Annotated in this window: 19 protein-coding genes; 9 read left to right on the top strand and 10 right to left on the bottom strand. The window is 45.2% G+C overall.

Annotated features, from left to right (window positions below; translation table 11 throughout):
* Positions 1 to 28: 28 nt before the first annotated feature.
* The 3 genes from typA to modA all read left to right on the top strand — a co-directional run bounded on the left by typA (position 29) and on the right by modA (position 5,175).
* On the top strand, positions 29 to 1,846 hold the full coding sequence (gene typA, locus B7Y67_RS05690) for a translational GTPase TypA (protein ID WP_293597792.1): 1,818 nt from the start codon (positions 29 to 31) through the stop codon (positions 1,844 to 1,846).
* Positions 1,847 to 1,973: 127 nt separating this feature from the next.
* Positions 1,974 to 4,343 carry a Tex family protein gene (locus B7Y67_RS05685; protein WP_293597791.1) on the top strand — a complete coding sequence of 790 codons (2,370 nt, stop codon included), beginning with the start codon at positions 1,974 to 1,976 and terminating at the stop codon, positions 4,341 to 4,343.
* Positions 4,344 to 4,407: 64 nt separating this feature from the next.
* On the top strand, positions 4,408 to 5,175 hold the full coding sequence (gene modA, locus B7Y67_RS05680; RefSeq protein ID WP_293597790.1) for a molybdate ABC transporter substrate-binding protein: 768 nt from the start codon (positions 4,408 to 4,410) through the stop codon (positions 5,173 to 5,175).
* Positions 5,176 to 5,259: 84 nt separating this feature from the next.
* Here modA and B7Y67_RS05675 read toward each other — a convergent pair whose 3' ends face one another.
* The 4 genes from B7Y67_RS05675 to B7Y67_RS05660 are packed head-to-tail and all read right to left on the bottom strand — an operon-like array spanning position 5,260 to position 8,380.
* The gene (locus B7Y67_RS05675; RefSeq protein ID WP_293597789.1) at positions 5,260 to 6,204 is read right to left on the bottom strand and encodes an MBL fold metallo-hydrolase; all 945 of its coding nucleotides are present in this window, start codon (positions 6,202 to 6,204) and stop codon (positions 5,260 to 5,262) included.
* A 10-nt stretch (positions 6,205 to 6,214) separates the two neighbouring features.
* Entirely contained in the window at positions 6,215 to 7,105 is an 891-nt protein-coding gene (locus B7Y67_RS05670) for a cation diffusion facilitator family transporter (RefSeq protein ID WP_293597788.1), read from the bottom strand.
* Entirely contained in the window at positions 7,098 to 7,331 is a 234-nt protein-coding gene (locus B7Y67_RS05665) for a thioredoxin family protein (RefSeq protein WP_293597793.1), read from the bottom strand. Before B7Y67_RS05665 ends, B7Y67_RS05670 begins: the two co-directional genes overlap by 8 nt.
* Before the next feature lie 8 nt (positions 7,332 to 7,339).
* Positions 7,340 to 8,380, bottom strand: a complete 1,041-nt coding sequence (locus B7Y67_RS05660; RefSeq protein ID WP_293597787.1) for a permease — start codon at positions 8,378 to 8,380, stop codon at positions 7,340 to 7,342.
* 91 nt (positions 8,381 to 8,471) lie between these two features.
* Between B7Y67_RS05660 and B7Y67_RS05655 the strand changes: the two genes are divergently transcribed.
* The 4 genes from B7Y67_RS05655 to arsH are packed head-to-tail and all read left to right on the top strand — an operon-like array spanning position 8,472 to position 11,046.
* Entirely contained in the window at positions 8,472 to 8,801 is a 330-nt protein-coding gene (locus tag B7Y67_RS05655) for a helix-turn-helix transcriptional regulator (protein ID WP_293597786.1), read from the top strand.
* A complete protein-coding gene (locus tag B7Y67_RS05650; protein WP_293597785.1) occupies positions 8,798 to 9,277 on the top strand; it encodes an arsenate reductase ArsC in 480 nt (159 codons plus the stop codon). The genes B7Y67_RS05655 and B7Y67_RS05650 overlap by 4 nt, the downstream gene beginning before the upstream one ends.
* Positions 9,274 to 10,326, top strand: coding sequence for an ACR3 family arsenite efflux transporter (gene arsB, locus B7Y67_RS05645; RefSeq protein WP_293597784.1), 1,053 nt, complete (start codon positions 9,274 to 9,276; stop codon positions 10,324 to 10,326). The genes B7Y67_RS05650 and arsB overlap by 4 nt, the downstream gene beginning before the upstream one ends.
* On the top strand, positions 10,327 to 11,046 hold the full coding sequence (gene arsH, locus B7Y67_RS05640; RefSeq protein WP_293597783.1) for an arsenical resistance protein ArsH: 720 nt from the start codon (positions 10,327 to 10,329) through the stop codon (positions 11,044 to 11,046). It begins immediately after the preceding gene.
* 12 nt (positions 11,047 to 11,058) lie between these two features.
* On the opposite strand, the gene B7Y67_RS05635 is transcribed toward arsH, so the two are convergent.
* From B7Y67_RS05635 to B7Y67_RS05625, 3 genes are all read right to left on the bottom strand, one after another.
* Positions 11,059 to 11,295, bottom strand: a complete 237-nt coding sequence (locus B7Y67_RS05635) for a hypothetical protein (RefSeq protein WP_293597782.1) — start codon at positions 11,293 to 11,295, stop codon at positions 11,059 to 11,061.
* Positions 11,296 to 11,365: 70 nt separating this feature from the next.
* Positions 11,366 to 11,791, bottom strand: a complete 426-nt coding sequence (locus B7Y67_RS05630; protein WP_293597781.1) for a universal stress protein — start codon at positions 11,789 to 11,791, stop codon at positions 11,366 to 11,368.
* Positions 11,792 to 11,910: 119 nt separating this feature from the next.
* Positions 11,911 to 12,882: a TSUP family transporter gene (locus B7Y67_RS05625; protein WP_293597780.1), complete on the bottom strand. Its 972-nt coding sequence runs from the start codon at positions 12,880 to 12,882 to the stop codon at positions 11,911 to 11,913.
* A gap of 2 nt (positions 12,883 to 12,884) precedes the next feature.
* Here B7Y67_RS05625 and B7Y67_RS05620 point away from each other — a divergent pair, with 2 nt between their 5' ends.
* On the top strand, positions 12,885 to 13,556 hold the full coding sequence (locus tag B7Y67_RS05620; protein ID WP_293597779.1) for an HD domain-containing protein: 672 nt from the start codon (positions 12,885 to 12,887) through the stop codon (positions 13,554 to 13,556).
* Complete coding sequence (locus tag B7Y67_RS05615) at positions 13,553 to 13,921, top strand: HD domain-containing phosphohydrolase (RefSeq protein WP_293597778.1); 369 nt, start codon at positions 13,553 to 13,555, stop codon at positions 13,919 to 13,921. Before B7Y67_RS05620 ends, B7Y67_RS05615 begins: the two co-directional genes overlap by 4 nt.
* Here the strand turns inward: B7Y67_RS05615 and B7Y67_RS05610 are convergent.
* The 3 genes from B7Y67_RS05610 to B7Y67_RS05605 form a co-directional block, all read right to left on the bottom strand.
* Positions 13,888 to 14,148: a diguanylate cyclase gene (locus tag B7Y67_RS05610; protein WP_293597777.1), complete on the bottom strand. Its 261-nt coding sequence runs from the start codon at positions 14,146 to 14,148 to the stop codon at positions 13,888 to 13,890. The two genes, B7Y67_RS05615 and B7Y67_RS05610, sit on opposite strands and share 34 nt — an antisense overlap.
* Complete coding sequence (locus B7Y67_RS19480) at positions 14,148 to 14,414, bottom strand: diguanylate cyclase (protein WP_293600977.1); 267 nt, start codon at positions 14,412 to 14,414, stop codon at positions 14,148 to 14,150. The genes B7Y67_RS05610 and B7Y67_RS19480 overlap by 1 nt, the downstream gene beginning before the upstream one ends.
* The coding region (locus tag B7Y67_RS05605) for a hypothetical protein (protein WP_293597776.1) at positions 14,350 to 14,750 on the bottom strand (401 nt) is incomplete at its 5' end. The genes B7Y67_RS05605 and B7Y67_RS19480, both read right to left, overlap by 65 nt.

Genomic DNA, 14,750 nt, shown 5'->3' with positions numbered 1-14,750 from the left:
ACCTTATTCTTAACTTCAGAAGCTTCACATGACTAAACGCGCACTTCGTAATATCGCCATCATCGCCCACGTTGACCACGGTAAAACTACTTTGGTTGATCAACTCTTGCGCCAATCTGGCACATTTCGTTCTAATGAAAAAATGACCGAACGCGTCATGGACTCAAACGACTTGGAAAAAGAGCGTGGCATTACTATTTTGTCCAAGAACTGTGCGGTTGAGTATGACGGCACACACATCAACATCGTAGACACACCAGGACACGCCGACTTCGGTGGTGAAGTAGAGCGTGTGCTCTCCATGGTTGACGGTGTTTTGCTCTTGGTTGACGCGGTTGAAGGCCCAATGCCACAAACTCGCTTTGTAACCAAGAAAGCCTTGGCTCTTGGTTTGAAGCCTATCGTTGTGATTAACAAGGTTGACCGTCCAGGTGCACGTTGCGACTACGTAATCAATGCCACTTTTGAATTGTTTGACAAGCTTGGCGCTACGGAAGAGCAGTTGGATTTCCCAATCATCTATGCATCAGGCTTGAACGGCTATGCAGGCACCACAGAAGATGTGCGTGAAGGCGATATGCGCCCATTGTTTGATGCTGTTCTCAAGTATGTTCCTGTACGTGATGACGATCCAGATGGTCCTTTGCAATTCCAGATTTCTTCAATCGACTACAACAGCTATGTCGGTAAGATTGGCGTTGGCCGTATTAGCCGTGGACGTGTGAAGTCAGGCATGGAAGTAGTTTGCATGAACGGTCCGGATGGCGTGCCATTTAAAGGTCGAATTAATCAAGTATTGAAATTTAAAGGCCTCGAGCGCGAAATCGTTGATGAGGCGGTTGCTGGCGATATTGCCCTTATCAACGGCATTGAAGAGTTGGCAATTGGTACAACAGTTTGCGCAGTAGATAAACCAGATGCATTACCAATGCTGAAGATTGATGAGCCTACCTTAACTATGAACTTCATGGTGAACACTAGCCCATTAGCTGGTCGTGAAGGTAAATTTGTTACTAGCCGTCAGATCCGTGAGCGTCTTGATCGTGAGTTGAAAGCTAATATGGCTTTGCGCGTAAAAGAGACTGATGATGACACCGTATTTGAAGTGTCAGGTCGTGGTGAGTTGCATTTGACTATTCTGGTCGAAACCATGCGTCGTGAAGGCTATGAGATGGCGGTTTCCCGTCCACGCGTAGTATTCCACGAAGAGAATGGCGTCAAGATGGAGCCGTATGAGAACTTAACGGTTGACGTAGAAGATGCCACTCAAGGTTCCGTGATGGAAGATTTGGGTAAGCGCAAGGGCGAGTTACAAGATATGGTGAGTGACGGAAAAGGTCGTACCCGTCTTGAGTATCGTATTCCTGCGCGTGGTCTGATTGGTTTTCAGGGTGACTTCATGACCATGACTCGCGGTAACGGTTTAATGAGTCATACATTTGACTCTTATGCTCCAGCCAAAGATGGCATTTTGGGCGAGCGTCATAACGGCGTATTGATCAGTCAAGATGATGGCGAGGCAGTTGCTTACGCTATTTGGAAGCTACAAGATCGTGGTCGTATGTTTGTAAAGCATGGCGACCCAGTTTATGAAGGTATGGTCATTGGTATCCATAGTCGCGACAACGACTTGGTTGTGAACCCGATTAAAGGTAAGCAATTAACCAACGTACGCTCTTCTGGCACTGATGAAGCGGTTCGTTTGGTGACACCAATTGATTTGACTTTGGAATACGCTGTTGAATTTATCAGTGATGATGAATTGGTTGAAGTAACGCCGAAAAGTGTACGAATTCGTAAGCGCTACTTGAAAGAGCATGACCGTAAGAAAGCTTCCCGCGAGTAATTTCGCAGAGTTGCTTCACTGGGTTACTTTAGTAAGTCATTTGGTTTGTAAATAAGAGTCACCTTTGGGTGGCTCTTATTTTTCCTCCATAGCAATATTCTTAAAACCTTAGTAGATTATTTATTTCATGCTGCCATCCATTGAACAACGCCTTGCCCAAGAGTTATCCGCTAAACCTGCCCAAGTGGCTGCTGCTATCGCGCTGATGGATGAGGGTGCAACAGTTCCCTTTATCGCTCGTTATCGTAAAGAAGCAACCGGTGGTTTGGATGACACGCAACTGCGGTTGTTGGAAGATCGCCTGGGGTATTTACGAGAGTTGGAAGAGCGTCGTAAAGCCATTGTTGCTTCAATTGAAGAGCAGGGCAAGATGACTCCGGAGTTGCTCAAGTCCATCATGCTCGCAGAGGATAAGACGCGCTTAGAAGATCTTTATTTGCCATACAAGCTAAAGCGTCGCACTAAAGCGCAAATCGCCTTAGAGGCGGGATTAGAGCCTCTAGCTAATGATCTACTTGCTAATCCGATGTTAGACCCAGAGACTGAGGCGGCTAAATACCTTAAAAAAGCATTTACATCCGATCAAGGTGAGAACCCTGGTGTAGTTGATGCCAAAGCCGCCCTGGAAGGTGCCCGTCAGATTTTGATGGAGCGCTTTGCTGAGGATGCTGGTCTGGTGCAATTGCTCAGAACCTATTTGCAGGAACATGGCGTTGTGGAATCCAAGGTGATTGCTGGTAAAGAGCAAGAGGGTGAGAAATTTGCAGATTATTTTGATTACTCCGAGCCTGTTTCGGCAATTCCATCACACCGTGCCTTAGCTTTATTTAGGGGTCGTCGTGAGCAAATGCTGATGGTCAATTTGCGCCTGGATACCGAGGAAGAAAAACCGAAATGGGATGCGCCACATAATCCATGCGAATCCCGCATTGCTAACCAATTCAAGATCAAAAATGAAGGTCGTCCTGCGGATCAGTGGTTGGCAGAGACTGTGCGTTGGACTTGGCGCATTAAGTGCTCCATGCATTTGGAGTCAGAATTGATGAGCGCTTTGCGTGAGCGTTCTGAGGCTGAGGCAATTAACGTCTTTGCTCGTAACCTCAAGGATTTACTGCTGGCCGCACCTGCAGGACCAAAGGTCACTATTGGCCTTGATCCTGGCATGAGAACGGGTGTGAAGGTAGCTGTTGTTGATGCTACCGGTAAGGTGGTCGATACCGATGTCATCTACCCGCATCAGCCTAAGAATGATTGGGCTGGTTCATTGCATGTCCTAGCGAAATTAGCTGAGAAACACAAGGCAACCTTAATCTCAATCGGTAATGGTACGGCCTCACGCGAGACGGATAAGTTGGCGCAAGATTTAATCAAGGCTAAACCAGAACTCAAGCTCACCAAGATTGTTGTATCTGAAGCGGGGGCGTCGGTTTACTCCGCCTCTGAGTACGCCTCAAAAGAATTGCCTGGCATGGACGTATCTTTGCGCGGAGCAGTATCCATTGCCAGAAGATTGCAAGATCCTTTGGCGGAATTGGTAAAGATTGATCCAAAGTCGATTGGGGTGGGTCAGTACCAGCATGATGTGATGCAGACCCAGTTGGCGAAGTCACTGGTAGCAGTGGTTGAGGACTGTGTAAACGCGGTTGGTGTGGATGTGAATACAGCATCAGCACCTTTGTTAGCAAGAGTTTCTGGTCTCAGCAGCACCGTTGCAGAGGGTATTGTGACTTACCGAGATAGTAATGGCGCTTTTCAGACTCGAGCAGATTTACGTAGCGTGCCACGCTTAGGCGATAAGACCTTTGAGCAGGCGGCTGGATTCTTGCGCATCATGAATGGGACTGATCCTCTAGATGCATCTGCAGTCCATCCAGAATCCTATCCTTTGGTAGAGAAGATTCTGAAAGATATTAAGAAGGGCGTTAAAGAAGTCATTGGCGATGCTGGAATACTCAAAGGTCTCAATCCGGAAAAGTATGCCGATGAGAAGTTTGGCGTTCCCACCGTCACTGACATCATCAAGGAACTAGAAAAGCCAGGTCGCGATCCACGTCCGGAGTTCACCACGGCAACATTTAAAGATGGCGTAGAAAAAATCAGCGACCTAAAGGCTGACATGATCTTGGAAGGCGTGGTCACGAACGTTGCTGCTTTTGGTGCGTTCGTAGATATTGGCGTTCATCAAGATGGCCTTGTACATATTTCCGCATTAGCTAATACCTTTGTTAAAGATCCGCATACAGTCGTCAAAGCCGGTCAGGTTGTGAAGGTTAAAGTGCTGGAAGTAGATGAAAAGCGTAAGCGGATTGCACTGACGATGAGACTCTCTGATGAGGCTCCTAAAGCATCCTCAGGCGCAAAACCTGAGCAAAGACCGAACCGACCAGGTGCCCCACGAGCCCCAGAGGCTAGAAGGCAGCAGGAAGACAGAAGATCTGCACCCCCAATGAATAATGCAATGGCAGATGCCTTGCGTAAACTCAAGGGCGGTAGTTAGTAACAAATCGTTACACTCTGAATAAATAGGTGTAACTAAAAATAGGCATAGACATAAAGAGCAAATGATCCTCATGAAACATATCCTGTCGGCTTTACTGGCCTTCTATGCCTTCGTGTCAATTTCATGGGCTCAAACAGCTCCAACAGTAGCTGCAGCTTCAGATCTCAAGTTTGCTTTAGAAGAAATTGCTGCAAACTACAAGTCTGATAAAGGGCAGGATGTGAAGTTGGTGTTCGGCTCATCTGGCGTCCTCTGGCAACAGGTCAAAAATGGCGCACCTTTTGGTTTGCTCATGTCTGCTGATGAGGCTTATATAGATGACCTGTACAAAAATGGCCTAACAGTAGATGAGGGCAGTCTTTATGCAATCGGCAGAATCGTGCTCTTGCAGAAAAAAGGAAACTCAATCAAGCTTAGTGCTGATAAAGATGGCCTAATTAAAGCAATTCAGGCTGCAAAGAAAATTGCCATAGCCAATCCAGATCATGCGCCATACGGTAGGGCGGCAAAAGAATATCTCTTGAACATTGGGGTCTGGGACCAGGCTCAGCCTAAGCTGGTATTTGGGGAAAATATTTCTCAGGCGACGATGTTTGCTTTGACGGGGTCGGCTGATTTTGCGATCTCTGCTTTATCTCTGGCCTCATCACCACAAATTCAGGCTCAGGCAAATGATGTGTTGATACCGGATAGCTTGCATAAGCCTCTGAAGCAAAAGATGGCTCTAATTAAAAATACCGCCCCAAGCGCTAAGGATTTCTACTTCTACCTCAGAGAGCCAAAATCAAAGCAAGTAATGACGCGTTATGGTTTTTCTGTGCCGCGATAGGGTCGTAACCCCTTAAACTATCCTGGGCGTCTTAAAGCTGTCTGCTATCTTGACTTTGGTGAGTAAGGCGGCTGCTGCGAGCCTTTACTCTGACTCAAGCCTTAGATAGGCTCGACTAATATTACCCTTATGCAAATCTTTAAAGTTGGCTAGATATTCAAATTGAGGTGCGCTAGCCAGATTCTTCACTGCGCTCTCAACCCCAGCCATATTCTCAGCATATTTCTTGATGCCTCTAACAATGAAGGCGAGATAGTCGCCAGTCTGTGCTTTAGCGACCTTGATATTGGTAAGTGAGCCATGTCCAGGGACGATGATTTTTGGTTTCATTGCTTCAATTTGATTAAAAGCATCTAACCACTTTGTGGCATCACTTTGGGGCAGTATTCCCAGTAGTCGATCAACATAGATATGATCACCTGAAAATAAAATTCCAGAGCTTGGGAGATAAACAACGGCGTCACCAGCAAAGTGAGCATGGTTCAAATATCGAATCTCGATATCAACGCCACCAAGATTGAGTTTTGCATAATCAGTTTCCAGGGCTTTTGGGCTGGTAAATGGAGTAGTGCCATCAGCCCTTTCTTTAAGGGCTGTCTGAATGCTGGTAATTTGACCCAAACCTAGGCTTGATTGGGTAATGACCGTTCTTTTAAGTGCAATGATTTCTGCACCTTGCTTGGCAAAATAATCATTGCCAAGCCAGCGGTGATCTTGTGACCCTGTATTAATGACCCAGCGCACCTTTTTGCCGGTCAGCGTTTTTACTTCTTTCTCAAGAATGGCCGCTCCCTGGGGCGATGCTCCACTATCAATCAAAATGGCGCCATCAGGGGTATCAATGACTCCAAAGTTCGCATTAAGACCATAGTTCTCATAAGTTCTTGGGCCAATAGAGCCAATCAGGGCGTACGTATTTTTATCTAGCTTAATGGGCTTTAGGTCTGCATTTTGAGCAAAAGCGGTATGAATGCATGCTGTGAATACGCAGGCAATTAAATATACGAATCTTTTGATTTGTAAAGACATGGTTATGACCTTAATAATTAAAACAAGAAGTGCTAATCGGCGCTCTTGTTATTTGGATGGTGGTATGAGAGATATTAAATTGTTCTAACAGCGTATCTTGGATTTGATTAATGAAGTCATCGTCATGCTGCCAGCTGGGAATAATGAGTTGAACTGTTAGCGCAATGTCAGAGGTGCTCATTGCCCAGATGTGCAGGTCATGGACTTTTGTCACGCCTTCCATGGACTTCAGGTAAGCATAAACCTTAGGAAGCTCAATTGAATCTGGCACACCATTAAACATCATGTGTAGCGTCTTCTTAAATAGATTAAGTGCGCTCACGATAATAATTGCAGAGATAGCCAGGCTTAGTACAGGGTCGAGCCAATCCCACTCAAAGTAGAGATATAAAACTCCAGCAACGACAACCCCCAGGGACATTAATGCATCTGCCATCATATGCAAGAATGCAGCCTTCAGGTTCAAGTCATTCTCTTGATTTTTGAGGAAGAGAAGGGCCGTAAAGGTGTTAATCGCAATGCCTATTCCGGCTACAGTGATAACCACCAATCCTTGCATTGGCTCTGGGGAATGCAGTCTTTGGATGGACTCTAGAATTAAGGAGCCCATCGCTACTAGGAGTAAGACTGCATTAATGAACGCCGCCATGATGGAGGCTTTTTGCCACCCAAAGGTATGGCGCATATTCGGGCGAAGACTTGCTACAAATGTTGCTGCCCAAGCGAGCAATAGTCCAGCGACATCGCTTAGATTGTGACTAGCATCTGCAATTAAGGCTAGCGAGTTAATCTTCCAGCCATAAAACGCTTCCACAACTACATAGGCAAAATTTAAGCCAATGCCAACAGCAAATATGGTGTTGTACCTTGGCTTATCTAGATGTGAATCGTGCTTATGCAAACCACTGCTCAACTTTGTCACGACTCGGAATGCCGCCTGCGTGAACTACCTTGCCATCAACAACTACACCAGGGGTAGACATGATGTTGTAGGTCATGATGTCCTTGATGTCTTCCACCTTTTCCATGGTGATAGCAACACCTTTTTCTTTGGCAATTTCTTCCAATAGCTTGACTGTGGCTTTGCAATTGCTGCAACCCGTACCGAGCACTTTAATATCCATGATGATTCCTTTTATAGAACTGCGTTAAAAATATAACCAACAATCAGAATGCCCGTTGCTACGATGCTGGCAAAGATGATGATGAGGCGAATCTTCAAAACCTTGCGCAAAATAATCATTTCGGGCAAAGATAGAGCGATTACGCTCATCATGAAGGCTAATACCGTACCAAGGGCTGCGCCTTTAGCAAGTAGCGCCTCCACAATGGGGATAATCCCGGCAGCATTGGTATACATAGGCACCCCAATAAGAATGGCAACAGGCACAGACCACCATGCTTCTTTGCCCATGAGGCTTGCCATGAAGTCTTCCGGGACATAGCCGTGAATTCCGGCACCAACACCAATACCCACGATGATGTATGGCCAGACTTTGACCACAATCTCTTTAATGGCTGCTTTCCCAGAGTCAATGCGATCGCTTAAGGTAAGGCTGTCAGCATCTACGGTAGCTACTGTCTTAGGCATATTGATAACCCAATCTTCTAGGTAGGCTTCTAGCTTGAGTTTGCCAATTACCCAGCCAGCAATGATGGCTACCGATAGACCAAGCACCAAATATAGGCTAGCAATCTTCCAGCCAAATAAGGTAAAGAGCAAAGTCAAGGCCACTTCATTGACCATGGGTGCGGAAATGAGGAATGAGAAGGTAATGCCTAGTGGCACTCCTGCTTGTACAAAACCAATAAAGAGAGGCACAGCAGAGCAAGAGCAAAATGGAGTAACAATCCCCAGGCTAGCTGCCATGATGTTGCCGACACCCTCTGATTTACCGGCAAGAAGAACCCTAGTGCGCTCAGGAGTGAAATAGGAATTAATCATGCCCATGACAAAGACAACACCAGTAAGCAGTAGCAATACCTTGGGCGTGTCATATAAAAAGAATTGCAACGCATCGCCCAGTGGGCTTTGACGCTCAATTGGGAGCAATGAGACTATCCACTCAGAAGCGGGTATGAGCGATTTATACAGCCCATACCAAATAATGATGGCGGTCGCCAAAAAAAGCTTGGGCCATTCTTTTGAGGCTGACAGGGGCGTTGTGAGATTCATGGGATTCCTTTTGGGTATTTTGGAGTAGGGAATGCCTCGTCAATTTGATGTATGTCATAAAATTGCAACATTATTCTATTATTATCGAATTATGAAAAATACAGAAGCTATTCAGGCATTTATTGCCTTAGGACAAGAGTCACGTTTAAACGTGTATCGCCTGATTGTGCAAAAGGGTGATACAGGCTTAATGCCTTCTCAAATCCATGAGATGTTGGGTATTCCGAACGCGACCCTCAGCTTTCACCTAAAAGAGCTGTATCAGGCCAATCTCATTACTGTTGAGCGCCAAAGCCGCAATCTCATCTATAGACCAAACCCTGGCATGGTTGAAGAACTCAGCGAGTTTTTATTGGCTAACTGTTGTGGCGGTAAATCATGCAAAACCACTAAATCTACCAAGAAAGTAAAGGCGTCATGAAGCAATACAACATTCTTTTCTTATGCACCCATAACTCAGCTCGTTCCGTACTGGGTGAGGCATTAGCGTCCACCCATCCTAGCGGTAAGTTTGTGGGTTATTCGGCAGGCTCAACACCGGGTACAAGCGTAAATCCAATTGCTGCTGATATTGCAGAGGAGTTGGGTATGGACCGCGCTCTTTTGAGATCGAAGAGTTGGGATGAGTTTGGCCTAGAAGATGCGCCTAAGATGGATTTTATTGTGACCGTTTGTGATAACGCTGCTGGGGAGGTTTGCCCGTTTTGGCCTGGTAAACCTGCTACTGCGCATTGGGGCTTCCCTGACCCATCGCAAGTGCAGGGTACTGATTTAGAGAAAAGAGCGGCTTTTAATGAGGTGAAGAATGGCCTTAAAAGACGCTTAGATATTTTGGCCGCAATGCCACTAGAGAAACTCGACTCCATGAGTCTTAAAGAAATTCATACCAAAGCATGAGCTCTATCACTAAAAAACTCTCCTTTTTGGATCGTTATTTAACAGTCTGGATTTTTGTAGCGATGGCAGTCGGCATTGCCTTGGGCCATTTCATTCCAGGCATCGAGGGATTTATTAATTCTTTTCAGGTCGGTACAAGCAATCTTCCAATTGCTATTGGACTGATATTGATGATGTATCCACCGTTTGCTAAGGTTCGTTACGAAGACCTACCTGACGTATTTAAAGATAAGCGCATCTTCGGCATCTCTATTTTGATGAATTGGATTATTGCGCCTACTTTAATGTTTTTTTTGGCTATTACTTTTGTTCCTGACCAACCTGAATATATGGCTGGCCTGATTTTGATTGGTATTGCACCTTGTGTTGCGATGGTCATTATTTGGAATGATCTGGCTAAGGGCTCTACTGAGTACGCCGCTGGCTTGGTGGCATTTAATGCGATCTTTCAGGTGCTGTTTTTCAGTGTCTACGCATATTTCTTTCTCACAGTGCTGCCACCTTACTTTGGCCTTGCTGGCTCGAATGTCGGCGTAGGCATGGGGCAGATTGCTGAAAGTGTATTTATCTACTTGGGCATTCCTTGTATTGCCGGAATATTGACCAGAGTAGTGATGCTCAAGTTCATGACTAAAGAACATTATCATGAGCACTTTGTGCCTCGCATTGGCAAGATCACCTTAATTGCATTGCTCTTCACCATCATCGTGATGTTTAGCCTCAAAGGAGGCGTGATCTTAACGCTTCCAATGGATGTTGTGACCATCGCTGTTCCATTGCTGGTTTTCTTTCTCATCATGTTCCTGCTAACTTTCTTTGTGACTGGGAAAATGGGAATTGATTACAAACGTTGCTGTACGCTCTCGTTTACAGCTTCAAGCAATAACTTTGAGTTGGCTATTGCGGTAGCGATTGCAGTGTTCGGAATTAATTCTGGAGCTGCCTTTGCAGCAGTCATAGGTCCTCTGGTAGAGGTGCCCATCATGATTGGCCTTGTGACTGTAGCTTTGTGGTTTAAAGAAAGTTTTTTCAAAAAGGATGCAGCTTAAGTGTTTGAGTCCCCACGGCAATTTCCAGCTTTAGTAGATGATCTTTTCCAGATTCCTGCATTTGAAAAATTGAGTGCAAATGCTAGCGATCATGCACCTCGATTCTTAATGCTCTACGGCTCATTACGCGAGAGATCCTATAGCAGGCTCCTTACTTTTGAGGCGGCTAGATTATTAACTGCAATGGGTGGTGAGGTCAAAATCTTTGACCCTACTGGATTGCCTTTAGTAGATAGCGTGCCGGATACCCACTCAAAGGTGCAAGAGTTGCGTCAATTGGCTTTATGGGCAGAGGGGATGGTTTGGACTTCTCCAGAGCGTCACGGCGCCATGACCGGGTTATTAAAAACACAGATTGATTGGATTCCGTTATCTGAAGGTGCTGTTAGACCAACCCAAGGTAAAACATTGGCTGTGATGCAGGTATGCGGGGGATCACAATCCTTTAATGCGGTTAACCAAATGCGCATCTTGGGACGATGGATGAGGATGATCACCATTCCCAATCAATCTTCAGTTGCCAAAGCCTTCGTTGAATTTGAGGAAGGTGGGCGTATGAAGCCATCCTCTTTCTACGATCGCGTGGTAGATGTCATGGAGGAGCTCTACAAGTTCACATTACTGACTCGTGGAATTAGTGAATACTTGACTGATCGCTATAGCGAGCGAAAAGAGTCTGCCCAGGAGTTATCTAGGCGGGTGAATCAGCGCTCAATTTAATCTATCAACGCATTAAGCCCTATATGCTCTTACAAGAGCCTCTAAGCCAAAGGCATCATTAGCCTGCCTGAGTTCATTAATAGATGTTCGGAGATTCTTCAGTTCCTTGCAGGATAGTTTCCGCAATTTTTTGCGATCCAAGCCGTAGGTATCCACTAAATAACGAACTCTAGACAGGCATAACTGCAGGCGAATCAACCAGTAGATGGCAAAAATTCCTGGTGCAAGTAATAGAAGCAAAATACTCATTTAGTAACCCATAAAAAAGGCCGTCACTAGAACGGCCTATTGAAGGTAATCTGATGATTAGCCTTGGTACTTATTTAATCAATAGAACAGGCTGCTTAGCTGCATTGCTTACCTTTTGGGCAACAGAGCCCATGATGGCGTCAACAATGCCGCTTCTGCCTTTTGATCCCATAATGATCAGATCAAACTTTTCTTTGTTGGCTAGAGTGATAATTTCGTTGGCAACGTTACCACGCTTAATTACCATGCTGTGTTTTACGCCGGCTGCATCAAGAGCTTTTTGGGCTCCTTTGAGCTCTTTCTCGCTAACTTCACGGAGGTAGTCATCGATTACGCTATTAGCCACAAATTGCTTTACATGACCAAGACCAATATCGTCATGGATGCTGATCAAAGTTACTGTACATTCGCTGCGCAAATCTTTAGCCAACTTCCCAACATACTTAGCTGCATTAAGCGAAGACTTGGAGCCGTCAACTGGTAATAATATTTTCATTTGTCCCTCTGTTTTTGTAGTTAATAAACTGCACCTGCATTTATCTAATTTACTATGAAAATTACTATAAATCTACGAAAAAGTGCCAGATTCATCCGGGTTGTTGCATAGGCGCTGATTTATTTCAGAAAGGCGTCGTAGAAGGTTTTGATAATGAGTAGCGTCACTAGAATGAAGAAGCCTTTACGAATAAAGGAGTTGCCATGCTTGATTGCAATCTTGGTGCCAATTTGACCGCCCACAAGATTGGCGCTAGCCATCAATAAACCCAGTTGCCAGTCAAAATAGTCGAGATAGAAAAATACGCACAGTGCGCCTAAATTAGAGGCAATATTGAGATACTTAGCAGGCGCAGCAGAGCGTAAAAAGTCAAACCCCAGTACGCGGGTATAGAAGAGCTTATAAAAAGCTCCAGCTCCAGGCCCGAGGAAACCATCATAAAAACCAATGATGCCAGCACCAGTCGATGCGATCGCTTTTTGTTTATGGTGGTGGTGCTTCGGTGCGTGAACCAATCCAGCGCTGGATTTAATATTGAAGATCAGTAGTGCCAATAATAAAAAAGGCAGTGCACCTCTGAGCCATTCGGTTGGTAATTGAGTCACAAGGTAGGCCCCTGCAACCGAGGCAAAAAAGGCGAACGAAGAGGAGATAATTACTAAGCCCCAGGGGCTCTTATTTGCTCGACTGTATTGAATGGCTGACCCAATTGTCCCTACGATAGACCCGAACTTATTTACTGAGAGCAGGGTAGCAGGAGGGAAGCCTGGTAAGACTGAAAAAAGGGCTGGTACTTGAATCATTCCACCGCCACCAATAATGGAGTCAACCAGGCCGGCGAAGAGTGCACAGGAAAGCAATAGGCTGAGGTCAAAAAATGAAAGATCAAGCATGTATTCTCTTGGTGAACCTTGATATTGTGGGGCGGGAGTAATCGGTATTTTGATTGTAAAGCGTGGGTGTCGGTAGGCGCGTGATTCTGTCAATAGAACATAAATAGAGATACTCAGGCACTCTTTGTTTAGCTTGAACGGAAAATCCATTGGCATATTGAGGGCAGTTTTCAATAGCTTGGTATTAGCCGGTTTCATTTTTGCTGGATTATTTTTTGATTGGCAGTCTATCTGACCCCCGCTATCAGCCTATTGTGATTGCCTCCGTAAGCGCGTGCTTGGGATTGTTCGGAGGCTACCTAGCCCATCAGTTTTACAAAAAATCACAAATTTCATTAGCCTCGGCACTGGCAATCATCTTCTATGTTGGTGGATTGGTTTGGGTGATCAGATTAGTGACAATTCTTTTTTATGGGGTCAATTTTGCCTCAAGGGGTGGCGCTCTCAATGTAATTTCTTTCGTATTCTTGCTGATATTTGACCTTCTGCGATATGTGTTTTTTACGGGTCTAGTGATCTCTATTGCTGAAAGGAAAAAAGAGAAATTCAATCAAGAGTTTCATGACATAAAGATTGAGTTTGCTAAGAAAAAAGCGGAGCAATCGGAGCTACAACTCTTATCCTCATTGAATGCCTTGGCAAAAGAACGTGATGATGAAGCTGGTAATCGCATTGTTCGCACTCAGAACTACGTCAGGGCATTAGCATTACGACTTCGTATCAACGGCCACTATCTAGATCAGCTATCCGATGAGTCGATTGATTTGCTTGTAAAAGCGACGCCACTTCATGACATTGGAAAAATTGGCATTCCAGATGGCATCCTAAAGAAGAATGGTCCGCTAACGGATGAGGAGAGTGGGCCACTATGAAAACCCACACGACCATTGGCGAATCCGTCTTGAATACGATTGAAAAGAATGCAAATGATGAGGAAGACGTCATCGTCAAGGCCATTCGTATTGCTGGTGGGCATCATGAGAAGTGGGATGGCTCTGGCTACCCCCGTGATTTGCGTGGCGACAATATTCCGCTGGAAGCCAGAATCATGTCATTAGCCGATATGTATGATGCTTTGGTCAGTAAACGTGTTTATAAGAATGCGTGGTCACATGAGCAGGCCGCTCATGAAATTCTTTCGAAGCGGAGTGCTCAATTTGATCCAGCAATCGTGGATGCGTTTATTGCAGAGCAGGCTCACTTTCAAGAGATCGAAAAAACATATCGCGATTCCTGATCGGATATTAGATCGGCTAACTGGCCCCAGTTAGCCATCTCAACCCGATTTCTGCCGTTTTTCTTAGCTAGATAAAGGGCTCGATCTGCTAAATCAACTACGCTGCCTATACCTAGATTTTCATCGTAGCGAGCTATACCAATACTTGCAGAGTAGTGAATTTCCCCGTATATGAGTTTTACTGGAGTAGATTCAATAATCCTTGCGCTATCAGTATTGGTATTCATTAGATGGATAGAAAACTCCCCCCGACAACTCTTCCGATCCCATCCCCATTTCGAATGCACTGCCCTGCAATGCGGGCAAAAGAGATGAGAGCCTCATCACCCGCCTGATGGCCATATCGATCATTGATTGATTTTAAGTGATCTAAATCAACCGTCAATATTGCAAGGGGCGTCTTTAATCTTGAGGATAGACTGTCGGCTTTACGAAGTTGCGCAAAAAAAAGGAGCCGAAAGAGCGTATCTAATGGGGTGCGATTTAATACCATCCCTCCTGAGATTCAATCCGCCGATAATAAAAAACATCCAGTTACTAGGCCAGTGATGAGAAAACCCACTGGTTGGTTGGTTGGGTTGCAGGTCTGCAAAATAAGTTGAAACTGCAAGGGTCGGGAGGATGGCAAACAAATACACCTTACTGATGCTAATTTTATTATTGATGTAATGAAGGCAGCTTGATAGGGTAAATAAACCCGTAGACATCAGGAGTGCCAGAGGTGCTAGATTCAGTTCTATGGGGTTTATCTTTGGTCTCAGAATAAAGAGGGATAGATTGCTTGATGCGCAGGCAAAGGCTAAAACCCACTCCCGCATTCCCTTAAATG

This window comes from Polynucleobacter sp. 35-46-11 (assembly GCF_002281105.1).
This window is presented reverse-complemented; position numbering and strand designations above follow the sequence as displayed.